Source organism: Lacrimispora sp. (assembly GCF_032078915.1).
Taxonomy (GTDB): domain Bacteria; phylum Bacillota; class Clostridia; order Lachnospirales; family Lachnospiraceae; genus Lacrimispora.
This window is the reverse complement of record NZ_DAMAUN010000064.1, coordinates 19,322-35,924: the sequence shown is the minus strand read 5'-3', so window position 1 is coordinate 35,924 and position 16,603 is coordinate 19,322. Positions and strand designations below refer to the sequence as shown.

General features: G+C 45.1%; 10 protein-coding genes. 7 read left to right on the top strand and 3 right to left on the bottom strand.

Going from position 1 to position 16,603, the window contains the following annotated elements:
• Positions 1–20 precede the first annotated feature (20 nt).
• Entirely contained in the window at positions 21–1,721 is a 1,701-nt protein-coding gene (locus RT269_RS21115) for a cell wall-binding protein (RefSeq protein WP_313185573.1), read from the top strand.
• A gap of 171 nt (positions 1,722–1,892) precedes the next feature.
• On the opposite strand, the gene RT269_RS21110 is transcribed toward RT269_RS21115, so the two are convergent.
• The 3 genes from RT269_RS21110 to RT269_RS21100 all read right to left on the bottom strand — a co-directional run bounded on the left by RT269_RS21110 (position 1,893) and on the right by RT269_RS21100 (position 3,911).
• Positions 1,893–2,333, bottom strand: a complete 441-nt coding sequence (locus RT269_RS21110) for a Dps family protein (RefSeq protein ID WP_313185568.1) — start codon at positions 2,331–2,333, stop codon at positions 1,893–1,895.
• Positions 2,334–2,349: 16 nt separating this feature from the next.
• A complete protein-coding gene (locus RT269_RS21105; protein WP_313185567.1) occupies positions 2,350–2,970 on the bottom strand; it encodes a superoxide dismutase in 621 nt (206 codons plus the stop codon).
• Between the two features lie 545 nt (positions 2,971–3,515).
• Positions 3,516–3,911 carry a hypothetical protein gene (locus tag RT269_RS21100; protein ID WP_089995628.1) on the bottom strand — a complete coding sequence of 132 codons (396 nt, stop codon included), beginning with the start codon at positions 3,909–3,911 and terminating at the stop codon, positions 3,516–3,518.
• Between the two features lie 263 nt (positions 3,912–4,174).
• Between RT269_RS21100 and rpoB the strand changes: the two genes are divergently transcribed.
• The 6 genes from rpoB (at position 4,175) to tuf (ending at position 16,551) form a co-directional block, all read left to right on the top strand.
• Positions 4,175–8,053, top strand: coding sequence for a DNA-directed RNA polymerase subunit beta (gene rpoB, locus RT269_RS21095; RefSeq protein WP_313185565.1), 3,879 nt, complete (start codon positions 4,175–4,177; stop codon positions 8,051–8,053).
• Positions 8,054–8,071: 18 nt separating this feature from the next.
• Positions 8,072–11,734: a DNA-directed RNA polymerase subunit beta' gene (rpoC, locus tag RT269_RS21090; protein WP_313185564.1), complete on the top strand. Its 3,663-nt coding sequence runs from the start codon at positions 8,072–8,074 to the stop codon at positions 11,732–11,734.
• Positions 11,735–11,998: 264 nt separating this feature from the next.
• Positions 11,999–12,418, top strand: a complete 420-nt coding sequence (gene rpsL, locus RT269_RS21085) for a 30S ribosomal protein S12 (RefSeq protein WP_025231299.1) — start codon at positions 11,999–12,001, stop codon at positions 12,416–12,418.
• Positions 12,419–12,596: 178 nt separating this feature from the next.
• Positions 12,597–13,067, top strand: a complete 471-nt coding sequence (gene rpsG, locus RT269_RS21080; protein ID WP_013274355.1) for a 30S ribosomal protein S7 — start codon at positions 12,597–12,599, stop codon at positions 13,065–13,067.
• A gap of 15 nt (positions 13,068–13,082) precedes the next feature.
• On the top strand, positions 13,083–15,203 hold the full coding sequence (fusA, locus tag RT269_RS21075) for an elongation factor G (protein ID WP_313185562.1): 2,121 nt from the start codon (positions 13,083–13,085) through the stop codon (positions 15,201–15,203).
• Between the two features lie 154 nt (positions 15,204–15,357).
• Positions 15,358–16,551, top strand: coding sequence for an elongation factor Tu (gene tuf, locus RT269_RS21070; RefSeq protein ID WP_313185560.1), 1,194 nt, complete (start codon positions 15,358–15,360; stop codon positions 16,549–16,551).
• Positions 16,552–16,603 lie beyond the last annotated feature (52 nt).

The following is a 16,603-nucleotide window of genomic DNA, read 5'->3' as shown; positions in this document are numbered from 1 at the left end:
AAAAGGAGAGTGCATTAATTATGAGAAAGCAGACCAAATTAGTTGCTGTATTATCCACAGCAGCGCTGCTGGCTTTAGGTGCTTCTATGTCCTCTTTCGCAGCTACCGGCTGGCAGGAAGAGAATGGAACATGGGTGTACTATGACAAGAGCGGAGATTTAGAAACTGAGAAGTGGGAAAAATCAGGAGATAACTGGTTCTACTTAAACGAAGACGGCGAGATGGCTACCGATGTTGTTGTTGAATACAGTGACAACTACTACTATGTAGATGAGAACGGTGCTATGGTAACAAATCAGTGGGTTTCCGTAGAAAATGATGATTATGACGGCGGCGATGACGATGATGAAGAACCAATGAATCACTGGTATTACTTCGGATCTAACGGTAAAGCTTTTAAGAGCTCCAGCAATGGAAACAGCGCTTCTTTCAAGACTGTCAACGGAAAGAAATATATCTTTGATGATGAAGGCAAAATGCTGTACGGCTGGATTGACGACAGCGGCGAAAGAGTAACTGGTGATGACAAGTGGCGTGATGGTATTTACTATTGCGGCGATGAGAATGATGGTGCTCAGAAAGTTGGCGAATGGGCATATCTGGATATCGTGGATAATAGCTACGATAGCGCTGTAGATCCTGGCGTTTCCAGCGACAACTTGTTTGATGATGAAGATCAGACCCGTTATTTCTACTTCAAGACTAACGGTAAAAAAATGACCGACGAAAAAGGTAAGACCATTAATGGTAAGAAATACAGCTTTGATGAATATGGCCGTATGAATGCTGAATGGGTTAACTGGGAAGCTACTCCTACCGAGGCGGAAGCAACTTTAAGCACTGCTACTGACGCTCAGGGAGCTGCTAAATACACCAGAGGCTTCAGATATTACGGAAGCCCTGATGATGGCGCCAGAGTAACCAAGGGCTGGTTCCAGGTTGTGCCTGATTCTTATTTGAATAAGGGTGATTATGATGATGATGAAAGTAACTGGTACTATTCCGATAAGGATGGTAAATTAGTTGCATCTGAAATCAAGACCATCAATGGCAAGAAATATGCGTTTGATTCTTATGGCGTCATGAAGGATGGCCTGGTTGCCATTAAGTTTGTTGGCAACAGTACAACTGACATTGAAGATGTCGCAGGTGACGACGACTTAAAGGATTACAACTTTGATACAGAAGATGAATTCAAAGAGAATGTATCTGGTTTGTATACGGATGCAGAATACAAAATGTACTACTTTGGCGGCGGAGATGACGGTGCTATGAAGACCGGCAAGCAGAATGTCAGCATTGACGGAGATTCCTTCCAGTTCTTATTCAATAAGTCCGGAAGCTCCAAGGGACAGGGTAAATTTGGTGTTGATAGTGACAAATATTACCTTGGAGGCATGCTGTTAAAGGCTGATAAGGACGACAAGTATTCTGTAGTTAAGGCTACCACAGAAGATGGAGAATATACAGAAATCAAACTTCTGACAACAGAGAAGTTCCTGGCTGAAGTGGATTATGAGAAAGAAACCAAAAAGGGATATTCCGAGTATTATGAGGTAAATGCTGCAGATAAGACAGAGGGTAATAAGACTGTAACATATAGACTGGTTAATACCTCTGGTAGTGTTCAGAAGAGCAAGAGTAAAGCAAAAGATGGCGATGATCGTTGCTACAAGGTAGAAAGTAACAAGGTAATCACAGCTGTATTTGTAGAGGATTAATTCATCATTGATTGAAGTAAGTCCAGTTGCTTTTCTGGGGCCGCTATACCATTGTTGAGAGATCAACCTGGGGCAGCGGCCCCGTTTTTATGAGGAATTCAATATAAAAATGCCGCTTCCTGACGAAAATCACGGTCAGGAAGCGGCATTTTCAGGTTTATAAGGAGTTATTTAGCTGATATATGACTTCAACATCCACAGAAGCTTCTGGTATTCGCCCAGATATCCATTAAATTGATCTGCGGTTGCACCATCATCATCGTCTTCAGCCAGCTTGACGATTTCCTTTGTATCCCGGATCCAGTATTCTACATCCGAAATCAGGCTTTTAATGGTATCATCTGAGGAGATAGGAAGGTCCTCCAGCTCCTTTACGGAAGAGAGGGTCAGTGCCTTCTTTAAGCTGCCTACTGGGGAACCGCCCAAAGCCAGCAGCCGCTCCGCCACATCATCCATGATCTGGGCGGTCTGGTCATACAGCTCTTCCAGCTTTGCATGAAGTGTGAAGAAGCTGCGGCCTTTTACATACCAGTGAAGGTTATGAAGTTTCATATACATGACCTGCTGATTGGCCAGGTACTCATTAAGTTTCTCAAATAAATTCTTGCTCATTACAATCCTCCTTTTCTTAGCTGTTTATAATGTTTTCATAGTTGGAAGCAACAGCCTTCCAATCAATTACATTGAAAAATGCTTTGATATAGTCAGCTCTGAGATTCTTATATTTTAAGTAGTAGGCGTGTTCCCAAACGTCAATTCCAAGAATTGGGACAAAGCCTCCTCCTTCCATGAGGGGGTTATCCTGATTGGCACTGGCGGAAAGTACCAGCCTGCCATCCCGGTTTGCCGACAGCCAGCCCCAGCCGGATCCAAACTGACCGGCAGCCAGGCCGCTTAACTGATTCTGAAAGTCAGAAAAACTGCCAAAAGTCTTTTCCAGCGAATCCTTAAGAGGACCAACAGGCTGCCCGCCGCCGTTAGGACTCATGGTGGAAAAATACAGGTTATGATTGTAAAAACCACCGCCGTTGTTTCGTATGGCCTTTCTGAGAGCCTCGTCGGAAATGCTGTCAAGGGAGGAGAGGAGGACGGTAATTTCTTTGTCCTCAACACCGGCCTTCTGGGCAAAGTCATTTAAATTTTTGGTATATGCTGCGTGATGCTTGGAATAATGGGTCTCCATTGTGAGAGCGTCAATATGGGGTTCTAAAGCGTCATATGCGTATGGTAATTGTATTTGATTAAACATAATAATCTCCTTTCGTTTTTAATTATGTTATATTGGAATAGGTTCTCTTATCGGTAGGTTAGTTTTAACTAACTTCCTTGTAGCTTGATTGTATCTTATGAATGCAGTTTTGTCAATAGGTTTTTTAAAATTAAATTGAAAACAATCATAATAGTAATATTCGTAATGAAAATGCCTTAAAATTGCTGCTGATATAAGATTCAAACTAAATTAATAGATAATTGCGATCTATATTTTTATATCAAAAATAGACTAATATTGATAAAATTTTTCATATAAAAGTAATTATATCTGCCCATAAATACCGTAAAGGGATTGGTATTCCTTCCTAATATATAGGAAGCAGGACAGATTATTTTCATGACTCTGTTTTCTGCAAAGAACCGGCCAGATACTACTTTATAACTGTAGAATTTACTTTTATCAACAAAAAATGCCGGAGTACGACTTCAGTCGCGCTCCGGCATTCTACAGATCTTTTATGATACAGATCACTTTCTAAAAAACGAGTATTAATGTATTTACAAATACAGAAACCAGATGTCTTACTTTCCGCTCTTTTTAAACCTGTCCAAGAATTTTTTCTTTTTCGGTGCCGGTGGAACCGCTTTGCCCCGAAGGCTCTTGATCTCGGTTATGTAGATACCGCTTACCACAACCTTAGCTTCTGTTTTGACCGGAAGCACTTCGAATACCTTGGCGTCAGCGATCAGTGTCATGACCTTTGGGCCAACCTTTGCTTTTACAATGGGCAGCTTTGTGCGGCGCATATACCATGGGGTTTGTTCATACACGATCTTAGGAAGCCCTGCATCTTTTAGCTTCATTTTCTTTTTATCGATGACCAGCATGGATACGGACTGTGCCGCAGCTTCCAGTGCCTGCTGCTGTTCCACCTGACGCTTTTCCAGCTTTCTTCCGAGAAAATAAAGGACTGCCATAGCCACGGCTGCGATAAAAAGAATCACTAATAATACGTTTAAAAATGTGCTCACCGGGAATACCTCCAATAGTTCATTTTGTAAATTGGGCCTATCTGCAATAGTATAACACATTTTATTGAAGAATACAAGTAAAAAATGCTTGACACCTTGACAATGTCATGTTATTATGGAATGTGCACTATTGTGGATTTGTGTGCCTTAACGGCATATTTATGCCCAAAAACAGAAACGATTAGAAAGAAAACAGGGGTGAAACGTCAATGGAGAAAAGCAGAATGCGTCCGGTCCCAGCCGGTAAAAGCCTGAGAATGAGCTTCTCAAGACAAAAAGAAGTGCTTGAGATGCCAAACCTGATTGAGATTCAAAAGAATTCCTATCAGTGGTTCCTTGATGAAGGATTAAAGGAAGTCTTTGAAGACATCTCTCCGATTGCAGACTTTGCAGGACACTTAAGTCTTGAGTTTGTCAACTTTACATTATGTAAGGATGACATCAAGTACACAATAGAAGAATGCAAAGAAAGAGATGCAACCTATGCAGCTCCTTTAAAGGTAAAGGTAAGGCTTTGCAATAAAGATAAAGATGAGATTAATGAACATGAGATCTTCATGGGTGATCTTCCGCTTATGACAGATACCGGTTCCTTTGTGATCAACGGTGCCGAGCGAGTTATTGTTAGCCAGTTGGTACGTTCCCCAGGTATATATTATGGTATAGAACATGACAAGGTAGGGAAAGAGCTTTATGCCTGTACGGTAATCCCAAACAGGGGTGCATGGCTGGAGTATGAAACAGACTCCAATGACATTTTCTACGTTCGTGTGGACAGAACCAGAAAGGTTCCGGTTACCGTGCTGATCCGTGCCCTGGGCTTTGGCACCAATGCGGAAATTATTGAACTGTTCGGTGAAGAACCAAAATTATTAGCCAGCTTTGGTAAGGATACGTCCGATAACTACCAGGATGGCTTATTGGAGTTATATAAGAAGATCCGCCCAGGTGAACCTTTATCTGTTGATAGTGCTGAAAGTTTGTTAAATAGTATGTTTTTTGACCCCAGAAGATACGATCTTGCAAAGGTCGGAAGATATAAATTCAATAAAAAGCTTCATTTTAAAAACCGTATAGCAGGCCATGTACTTGCTGAGGATGTGGTTGACACCACAACCGGAGAAATTTTAGCAGAGGCTGGAAGCACAGTAGACAAGCAGCTTGCAACCGATATTCAGAATGCGGCTGTTCCTTTCGTGTGGCTGGAGGGAGTGGAGCGTAAGCAAAAAGTCCTTTCCAACTTAATGGTTGATCTCACCTCTTTTGTGAACTTTGATCCAAAGGAAGCGGGGATTACAGAGTTAGTATTCTATCCTGCACTTGAAAAAATTCTGGCAGAAGCTGGAAGCGAGGATGAAGAGACCCTTAAAAAAGCCCTTCACAGAAATATAAACGAACTGATTCCTAAGCATATCACGAAGGAAGATATTTTGGCTTCCATCAATTACAACATGCATCTGGAAGAAGAGGTGGGAATGGCTGATGATATCGACCATTTGGGAAATCGTAGAATCCGTGCTGTTGGTGAGCTTTTACAGAACCAGTACCGCATCGGTCTTTCCAGAATGGAGCGTGTGGTCAGGGAACGAATGACAACACAGGATATGGATGGCATTACGCCTCAGTCATTGATTAACATCAAGCCTGTCACAGCGGCAGTAAAGGAGTTCTTTGGAAGTTCCCAGCTGTCCCAGTTCATGGATCAGAACAACCCACTGGCAGAGCTGACCCATAAGAGACGTTTATCCGCATTGGGACCTGGCGGTCTTTCCAGAGACCGTGCCGGATTTGAGGTTCGAGACGTTCACTATACCCATTATGGACGTATGTGCCCGATTGAGACCCCGGAAGGTCCTAACATCGGTCTGATCAACTCCCTCGCTACTTATGCAAGGGTAAACCAGTACGGATTTGTAGAGGCTCCTTACCGCGTAGTGGATAAGACCAATGTCCAGAATCCGGTGGTTACTGATGAGGTTGTTTACCTGACTGCTGACGAAGAAGATAATTTCGTGGTTGCACAGGCGAATGAGCCGATTGACGATGATGGCCATTTCGTTCATAAGAATATTTCCGGACGTTTCCGTGAAGAAACTTCCGAATTCCAGAGGAAAAACATTGATCTTATGGACGTTTCTCCGAAGATGGTATTTTCCGTTGCAACTGCCATGATTCCTTTCCTTGAAAATGACGATGCGAACCGTGCCCTCATGGGATCAAACATGCAGCGTCAGGCCGTGCCTCTGCTCACAACAGAGACACCAGTCGTAGGAACCGGTATGGAATCCAAGGCAGCGGTAGACTCCGGAGTTTGTGTTGTTGCCAGAAATGCCGGTGTTGTGGAACGTTCCGCTTCCAATGAAATTATCATTAAGAGAGATTCCGACGGCGGAAAAGATGTTTACCGCCTGACTAAATTTAAAAGAAGCAACCAGTCTAACTGTTATAACCAGAAGCCAATTGTATATAAGGGCAACCATGTGGAAAAGGGAGAAGTTATTGCAGACGGCCCTTCCACTCAGAACGGCGAGATTGCTCTCGGTAAGAACCCTCTGATCGGCTTCATGACCTGGGAGGGCTACAACTACGAGGATGCGGTACTCTTAAGTGAGAAGCTGGTACAGGAAGATGTTTATACCTCTGTTCATATCGAGGAATATGAGGCCGAAGCCCGTGACACCAAGTTAGGGCCGGAAGAGATCACAAGGGATGTTCCCGGAGTTGGCGAGGATGCCTTAAAGGATCTTGATGAGAGAGGAATCATAAGAATCGGTGCGGAAGTTCGTGCCGGTGATATTCTGGTTGGTAAGGTTACTCCTAAGGGTGAGACCGAGCTGACCGCAGAGGAGCGTCTGTTACGTGCCATCTTTGGTGAGAAGGCAAGAGAAGTCCGCGATACTTCCTTAAAGGTGCCTCACGGCGCTTACGGTATTATCGTAGATGCAAAAGTATTTACAAGAGAAAACGGTGATGAACTTTCCCCAGGCGTGAACCAGACCGTCCGCATTTACATTGCCCAGAAGAGAAAAATCTCTGTTGGTGATAAGATGGCCGGCCGTCACGGTAACAAGGGTGTTGTTTCCCGTGTGCTCCCTGTAGAAGATATGCCGTTCCTTCCCAATGGCCGTCCCTTAGATATCGTATTAAACCCTCTGGGCGTGCCGTCCCGTATGAACATCGGACAGGTGCTTGAGATCCACTTAAGCCTTGCAGCAAGGGCTCTTGGATTTAACGTATCCACTCCGGTATTTGACGGTGCAAACGAGATTGACATTATGGATACCCTGGATGTAGCCAACGACTACGTAAACATGGAGTGGGAGGATTTCCAGGATAAATATGAAGATACCTTAAAGTCTGAGGTTATTGAGTATCTGGGTGATCACCTGGAACACAAGGAATTGTGGAAGGGTGTTCCCATTAACCGTGACGGTAAGGTCCGCCTTCGTGACGGACGTACCGGCGAGTTCTTTGACAGCCCGGTTACCATTGGCCACATGCATTATCTGAAGCTTCACCATCTGGTTGACGATAAGATCCATGCCCGTTCCACAGGTCCTTACTCTCTGGTTACCCAGCAGCCTCTCGGCGGTAAAGCCCAGTTCGGCGGCCAGCGTTTCGGAGAGATGGAGGTTTGGGCCCTGGAGGCTTATGGCGCTTCCTACACGCTGCAGGAGATCATGACTGTGAAATCCGATGACGTGGTGGGTCGTGTAAAGACCTACGAGGCCATCATTAAGGGTGATAATATTCCTGAACCGGGAATTCCGGAATCCTTCAAGGTATTGTTAAAAGAGCTTCAGTCTCTGGCACTGGATGTAAGAGTGCTGCGCGATGACAATACAGAGGTTCAGATTGCGGAAAGCACCGACTATGAAGAAACTGATTTAAGGTCCATCATTGAGGGCGACAGACGTTACCGGGATGAAGAGTCCTTTGGCAACTTCGGTTACCAGAAGCAGGAATTTAAGGATGCAGAACTGGTTACCGTGGAAGAAGAGGAATATGAGGAACCAGAAGCAGACGGTATCGACGATTCTTTTGAGGAGTTCGATGACGCAGAATTTGAAGATTCAGACGAAGAATAATAGAAGGGAGAACCGCTCATGCCTGAAAACAATGAAACTTACCACCCGATGACATTTGATGCCATAAAGATCGGTTTGGCATCTCCGGAGAAGATTCTGGAATGGTCCCATGGTGAGGTGAAAAAGCCTGAGACAATCAACTACAGAACCTTAAAGCCGGAAAAAGACGGTTTGTTCTGTGAACGGATCTTCGGACCCAGCAAGGACTGGGAATGCCATTGTGGTAAATATAAGAAAATCCGGTACAAAGGCGTTATCTGTGACCGATGCGGCGTTGAAGTGACCAAGGCCAGCGTCCGCAGAGAGCGTATGGGCCATATACAGCTTGCGGCTCCTGTTTCCCATATCTGGTATTTTAAGGGAATCCCCAGCCGTATGGGACTGATCCTGGACATTTCCCCGAGAACCTTGGAAAAGGTGCTGTATTTCGCATCTTATGTGGTTCTTGATGCCGGCAATACGGGACTGCAGTATAAGCAGGTCTTATCGGAAAAAGAATACCGGGAAGAAATAGACAAATACGGCTACGGCGCCTTCCGCGTAGGAATGGGAGCAGAAGCTATTCTGGAGCTGTTGCATTCCATTGACCTTGAAAAGGACTCTGAGGAGTTAAAGAAGGGGTTAAAGGAAGCGACAGGACAGAAACGTGCAAGAATTATCAAGAGGCTGGAGGTCGTGGAAGCATTCCGCAATTCCGGCAACTTGCCGGAGTGGATGATCATGAAAGTGGTTCCGGTAATTCCGCCGGATATCCGTCCTATGGTGCAGCTTGACGGCGGCCGTTTTGCCACCTCTGACTTAAATGATTTATACAGAAGAATCATAAACCGTAACAACCGTCTTGCCCGCCTTCTGGAGCTGGGAGCTCCGGACATCATTGTCCGCAACGAGAAGCGTATGCTTCAGGAAGCGGTGGATGCCCTCATCGACAACGGCAGAAGGGGAAGGCCGGTAACCGGACCGGGAAACCGTGCCTTAAAGTCTCTTTCCGATATGTTAAAGGGAAAACAGGGCCGCTTCCGTCAGAACCTTTTAGGAAAGCGTGTTGACTATTCCGGCCGTTCTGTTATCGTAGTCGGACCGGAGCTTAAGATCTATCAGTGCGGTCTGCCGAAAGAAATGGCTATCGAGCTGTTTAAGCCTTTCGTTATGAAGGAGCTGGTTTCCAACGGAACCGCTCACAATATAAAGAATGCCAAAAAGATGGTAGAGCGTCTTCAGACAGAGGTATGGGATGTTCTGGAAGATGTTATCAAGGAACATCCGGTTATGTTAAACCGTGCGCCTACCCTTCACAGACTTGGTATCCAGGCATTTGAGCCGATTCTGGTAGAAGGTAAAGCCATAAAGCTTCACCCCCTGGTTTGTACCGCGTTCAACGCCGACTTTGACGGAGACCAGATGGCAGTCCATCTGCCTCTTTCCGTAGAGGCCCAGGCAGAATGCCGTTTCCTCCTGTTATCGCCTAACAACTTATTAAAGCCGTCAGACGGCGGTCCTGTGGCAGTTCCTTCACAGGATATGGTTCTGGGTATTTACTACCTGACCCAGGAAAGACCGGGAGCCAAGGGCGAAGGAATGGTATTTAAGAGCGTGAATGAAGCCATTCTCGCTTACGAAAACCAGGCAGTTACCCTTCATTCCAGAATTAAAGCCAGAGTGAGCAAGAAAATGGCGGATGGCACCATAAAGACCGGAGCCGTAGAATCAACCGTAGGCCGTTTTATCTTTAATGAGATCGTTCCTCAGGACCTTGGATTCGTTGACCGGTCTGTTCCTGGCAACGAGCTTTTGATGGAAGTTGACTTCCATGTAGGCAAGAAGCAGTTAAAACAGATCCTTGAAAAGGTTATTAACGTTCATGGAGCAGTTCAGACTGCAGAAACTCTGGATGACATCAAGGCTATTGGTTATAAGTACTCTACCAGAGCTGCTATGACCGTATCCATTTCCGACATGACAGTGCCGGAGAGTAAACCGAAGCTGATTGCTGACGCACAGGCAACGGTTGACCAGATTGCAAAGAACTTCCGCCGCGGACTTATTACGGAGGAAGAACGTTATAAAGAAGTAATTGACACTTGGAAAGTGACTGATGACCAGTTAACCCATGACCTGCTGACCGGACTTGATAAATACAACAACATCTATATGATGGCCGATTCCGGAGCCCGTGGTTCTGATAAACAGATCAAACAGCTTGCAGGTATGCGTGGACTTATGGCCGATACCACAGGTCACACCATTGAACTTCCTATCAAGTCCAACTTCCGTGAAGGTCTTGACGTACTGGAGTACTTTATTTCCGCTCACGGTGCACGTAAAGGACTTTCCGATACGGCTCTCCGAACGGCTGACTCCGGTTATTTGACCAGACGTCTTGTAGACGTTTCCCAGGATATGATTATCCGTGAGATCGACTGCTTAGAAGGTAAAGATATTCCGTTTATGGAAATCAAAGCATTTACAGATGGTCAGGAAACCATTGAGGGCTTACAGGAGCGTCTCACAGGACGGTTCATTGCGGAAACCATTACAGATCCGGATACCGGAGAAGTGATCGTGAAGGCGAACCACATGTGTACACCGAAGCGTGCAGCTGCGGTTATGAACGTGTTAAAGAAGCTTGACCGTGATTCCGTGAAGATCCGTACCGTATTAACCTGTAAATCCCATCTGGGTGTTTGCGCAAAATGTTACGGTGCCAACATGGCAACCGGACAGCCGGTTCAGGTAGGCGAAGCAGTCGGTATCATCGCTGCCCAGTCCATCGGTGAGCCAGGAACCCAGCTGACCATGCGTACCTTCCATACCGGCGGTGTTGCCGGTGGCGATATCACACAGGGTCTTCCCCGTGTCGAGGAGCTTTTTGAGGCTCGTAAGCCAAAGGGTCTTGCAATCATTGCAGAATTCGGCGGCGTAGTGGCCATTAAAGACACTAAGAAAAAGCGGGAGATCATTGTTACGGAGAACGAAACAGGCAATTCCAAGACCTATCTGATCCCTTACGGATCCAGAATCAAGGTTCAGGATGGCCAGGTGCTCGAGGCCGGCGATGAGCTGACGGAAGGTAGTGTGAACCCACATGATATCTTAAAGATCAAAGGCGTCCGCGCTGTCCAGGATTATATGATCCAGGAAGTACAGCGGGTATACCGTTTACAGGGTGTTGAGATCAATGATAAGCACGTTGAGATGATCGTAAGACAGATGCTTAAGAAGATAAAAATTGAGGAGAGCGGAGACAGTGATGTGCTTCCGGGAACCTCAATGGATGTTCTGGATTACAATGACTTAAATGATGCTCTTCTTGCAGAAGGAAAGAATCCGGCAGAAGGAAAACAGGTGATGCTTGGTATTACAAAAGCATCTCTGGCTACAGATTCCTTCTTATCCGCCGCTTCCTTCCAGGAGACCACAAAGGTTCTGACAGAAGCCGCGATTAACGGCAAGGTCGATCACTTAATTGGACTGAAGGAGAACGTAATCATCGGTAAGCCGATTCCGGCAGGTACCGGTATGAAACGTTACCGTACCATCGGACTGAATACAGATTCTGCTTTCGAGGGAGAGGATGAGATCAAGCTGTCAGAGGGAGAGGATGAGATCCTGCTGACAGAAGATGGATTCAACGAGGCGGAAGAGGTTCTGGATATTGATGAGAACGAGATCGTTGAATAAGCAATGAGATAATCCTTAAATTACAAAACCCGGAGCTGGAATTCCTAAGAAAATCCCAGCTCCGGGTTTCAACCATTGAATATTCTTGTTTTTATGACATTTTGCCTTTTTAATTGGCTGGATGTGCATATTTAAAAAAAATCCTTGACAGAAAAATACAAAATGTATATAATAATTAGGCGTGCATTAACGCGTCATGTTTTTGTGCGTAAATTAAGCTGAAGATAACAGCAACCACAGACAATATCACAGGAGGTGAATGGAATGCCAACATTTAACCAGTTAGTAAGAAAGGGTAGACAGACAAGCGCAAAGAAATCTCAGGCACCAGCTCTGCAGAAGGGTTACAACTCTTTACAGAAGAGGGCAACTGATATTTCTGCTCCACAGAAGAGGGGCGTTTGCACGGCGGTTAAAACTGCTACACCTAAAAAACCTAACTCAGCTCTTAGAAAGATCGCCAGAGTACGTCTTTCTAACGGCATCGAAGTAACAAGTTACATCCCAGGTGAAGGTCATAACCTTCAGGAGCATAGCGTTGTTTTAATCCGTGGCGGTAGAGTAAAAGACTTACCAGGTACCAGATACCATATCGTCAGAGGTACACTTGATACCGCAGGAGTAGCTAACAGAAGACAGGCTCGTTCCAAGTATGGTGCAAAGAGGCCAAAAGAGAAAAAATAATTAGACCACACATTTGAATTTCTAGTGCCGGACTTTAGATATTGAACCTGTAGGTTGCAGGGTTATATATATAGAAACCGAGCGCGAACGCAACTTGAATGTTTGTGAGTACCTAAGATCTAATGAATAGCCGATTAGTCGGTAAAGGCTGAACGGCCATATTAAGGAGGGAAGTAACGTGCCACGTAAAGGACATACACAAAAAAGAGACGTATTAGTAGATCCGCTTTACAATAACAAAGTTGTTACAAAGCTGATCAACAACATCATGTATGATGGTAAAAAGGGTGTTGCTCAGAAGATCGTATACGGTGCATTTACCCGTGTAGAAGAAAAGACCGGCAAACCAGCCGTTGAAGTATTCGAAGAAGCAATGAACAACATCATGCCTGTACTTGAAGTAAAGGCAAAACGTATCGGCGGAGCTACCTATCAGGTGCCGATCGAAGTAAGACCGGAAAGAAGACAGACTTTAGCCTTAAGATGGATTACTCTGTTCTCTCGTAAGAGAGGCGAAAAGACTCAGGAAGAAAGACTTGCAAATGAGATTATGGATGCTGCCAACAACACCGGTGCTGCTGTAAAGAAGAAAGAAGATATGCACAAGATGGCTGAGGCTAACAAGGCATTCTCTCATTACAGATTCTAATAGGAGGAAAAAGCTTTGGCTGGAAGAGAATATCCATTGGAAAGAACCAGAAATATTGGTATTATGGCCCATATCGATGCAGGTAAAACTACATTGACCGAGCGTATCCTCTATTATACTGGTGTAAACTACAAAATTGGTGATACTCATGAAGGTACTGCCACCATGGACTGGATGGAACAGGAGCAGGAAAGAGGTATCACAATTACTTCAGCTGCTACAACCTGCCACTGGACCATGCATGAAAATTGCCAGGTGAAGCCGGGCGCTCCTGAGTATCGTATCAACATCATTGATACTCCAGGACACGTTGACTTTACAGTAGAGGTTGAGCGTTCCTTACGTGTACTGGATGGCGCTGTAGGCGTATTCTGTGCAAAGGGCGGTGTTGAACCACAGTCCGAGAACGTATGGCGTCAGGCTGATACCTACAACGTACCCCGTATGGCATTCATTAACAAGATGGATATCATGGGTGCTAATTTTTACGGTGCTGTTGAACAGATCAAAACCCGTCTGGGCAAGAATGCAATCTGCATTCAGTTGCCTATCGGTGCAGAAGATGAATTCAAGGGAATCATCGATTTGTTTGAAATGAAAGCTTATATCTTTAACGGTGACAAGGGCGATGATGTTTCCGTCGTTGATATCCCAGAGGATTTGCAGGATGATGCAGAGCTTTATCGTGCCGAATTAGTTGAAAAAATCTGCGAGTTAGATGATGACTTAATGATGCAATACCTGGAAGGGGAAGAGCCTTCCGTAGAAGAATTAAAGAAAGCATTAAGAACTGCAACCTGTAATTGTACGGCAATTCCTGTATGCTGCGGAAGCGCATACAGAAACAAGGGTGTTCAGAAGCTCCTTGATGCAGTTCTTGAATATATGCCTGCTCCTACTGACATTCCTTCTATTAAGGGTGTTGATATGGACGGCAATGAAATCGAACGTCATTCTTCTGATGAAGAGCCATTTTCCGCTCTGGCATTTAAGATTATGACAGACCCGTTCGTTGGAAAGCTGGCATTCTTCCGCGTATATTCCGGTGTTATGAATTCCGGTTCCTACGTGCTGAATGCAACCAAGGGCAAGAAAGAGCGTGTTGGACGTATCCTTCAGATGCATGCCAACAAGAGATCTGAGCTGGATAAGGTATATTCCGGTGATATCGCTGCTGCCGTTGGTTTTAAAGTAACAACAACCGGTGATACAATCTGTGACGATCAGCATCCGGTAATTCTGGAATCCATGGAATTCCCAGAGCCGGTTATCGATATCGCCATCGAGCCAAAGACCAAAGCTGGTCAGGGCAAGATGGGCGAAGCTTTAGCAAAGCTTGCAGAAGAAGATCCTACCTTCCGTGCAAAGACCAACCAGGAAACTGGCCAGGTTATCATTTCCGGTATGGGAGAGCTTCATCTGGAGATCATCGTAGACCGTCTGCTTCGCGAATTCAACGTAGAAGCCAATGTAGGTGCTCCTCAGGTTGCTTATAAGGAGACATTTACAAAACAGGTTGAAGTTGACAGCAAGTATGCGAAACAGTCTGGTGGACGTGGTCAGTACGGACACTGTAAGGTTCGCTTTGAGCCGATGGATCCTAACGGCGAAGAGACCTTTAAATTCGAGTCTTCCGTTGTCGGTGGTGCGATTCCGAAGGAATACATTCCGGCAGTCGGCCAAGGTATCGAGGAAGCTACTAAGTCCGGTATTCTGGGCGGATTCCCGGTACTGGGTGTTAAGGCAAACGTTTACGACGGTTCCTACCATGAGGTAGACTCCAGTGAAATGGCATTCCACATCGCCGGTTCCATGGCGTTTAAGGATGCTATGAACAAGGGTGGCGCCATTCTTCTTGAGCCGATCATGAAAGTAGAAGTAACCATGCCAGAGGATTATATGGGCGATGTTATCGGTGATATCAACTCCCGTCGTGGCCGTATCGAAGGTATGGAAGACATCGGCGGCGGAAAGATGGTAAAAGCATATGTTCCGTTAGCAGAGATGTTCGGTTATTCTACAGATTTACGTTCCAAAACACAGGGACGCGGTAACTACTCTATGTTCTTTGAGAAATATGAGCAGGTGCCGAAGAGTGTACAGGAAAAAGTTCTTGCAGAGAAAAAGGGCAAATAATTCCTAACAGGTTCCACTGGGTTTCAGGCGGCTTTGACTGCCTGGAATCCGTCAAATAGGCTTGAAAATAGTGCACAAATAGCATATAATAAAAAACAGCCTAACATAAAAATTAAAGCTCAAAAAGAGCATAAATTAAGGAGGACGTTATAAAATGGCTAAAGCTAAGTTTGAAAGAAACAAAACCCATTGTAACATCGGTACCATTGGTCACGTTGACCACGGCAAAACTACTTTAACAGCTGCTATCACAAAGACTCTTCATGAAAGATTAGGTACTGGACAGGCAGTAGCTTTCGAGAATATCGATAAAGCTCCAGAAGAGAGAGAGCGTGGTATCACAATTTCTACTTCTCACGTTGAGTACGAGACAGAGAAGAGACACTATGCACACGTTGACTGCCCAGGACATGCTGACTACGTTAAGAACATGATCACTGGTGCTGCTCAGATGGACGGCGCTATCTTAGTTGTAGCTGCTACCGATGGTGTTATGGCTCAGACAAGAGAGCACATCCTGCTTTCCCGTCAGGTAGGCGTTCCTTACATCGTTGTATTCATGAACAAGTGCGATATGGTTGACGATGAAGAATTACTTGAATTAGTAGACATGGAAATCCGTGAGCTGTTAAACGAGTATGAATTCCCAGGCGATGATACACCAATCATTCAGGGTTCTGCTTTAAAGGCTCTTGAAGATCCTTCCAGCTCTTGGGGCGACAAGGTTCTTGAATTAATGAAGGCAGTAGATGAGTGGATTCCAGATCCTGTACGTGAAACAGATAAGCCTTTCTTGATGCCAATCGAGGACGTTTTCTCCATCACAGGCCGTGGTACCGTTGCTACCGGTAGAGTAGAGCGTGGTACATTACACGTATCTGATGAAGTTGAAATCGTTGGTATCCATGAAGAGACCCGTAAGGTTGTTGTAACTGGTATCGAGATGTTCCGTAAGCTGCTTGATGAAGCTCAGGCTGGTGATAACATCGGTGCATTACTTCGTGGTGTTCAGAGAACTGAAATCGAAAGAGGACAGTGTCTGGTTAAGCCAGGTTCTGTAAAGTGCCACAAGAAGTTTACCGCTCAGGTTTATGTTTTAACAAAAGATGAAGGTGGACGTCATACTCCTTTCTTCAACAACTACAGACCTCAGTTCTATTTCAGAACAACTGACGTTACTGGCGTTTGCGATTTACCAGCTGGCACAGAGATGTGTATGCCTGGCGATAACGTAGAAATGTCTGTAGAGCTGATTCATCCGGTAGCTATGGAGCAGGGTCTTCGTTTCGCTATCCGTGAAGGCGGCCGTACGGTAGGTTCAGGTAGAGTTGCTACTATCGTTGAATAATTAAAAATGAAAGCCGAGCCCTTTGTTTATAAGGGTTTCGGCTTTTTCTTTT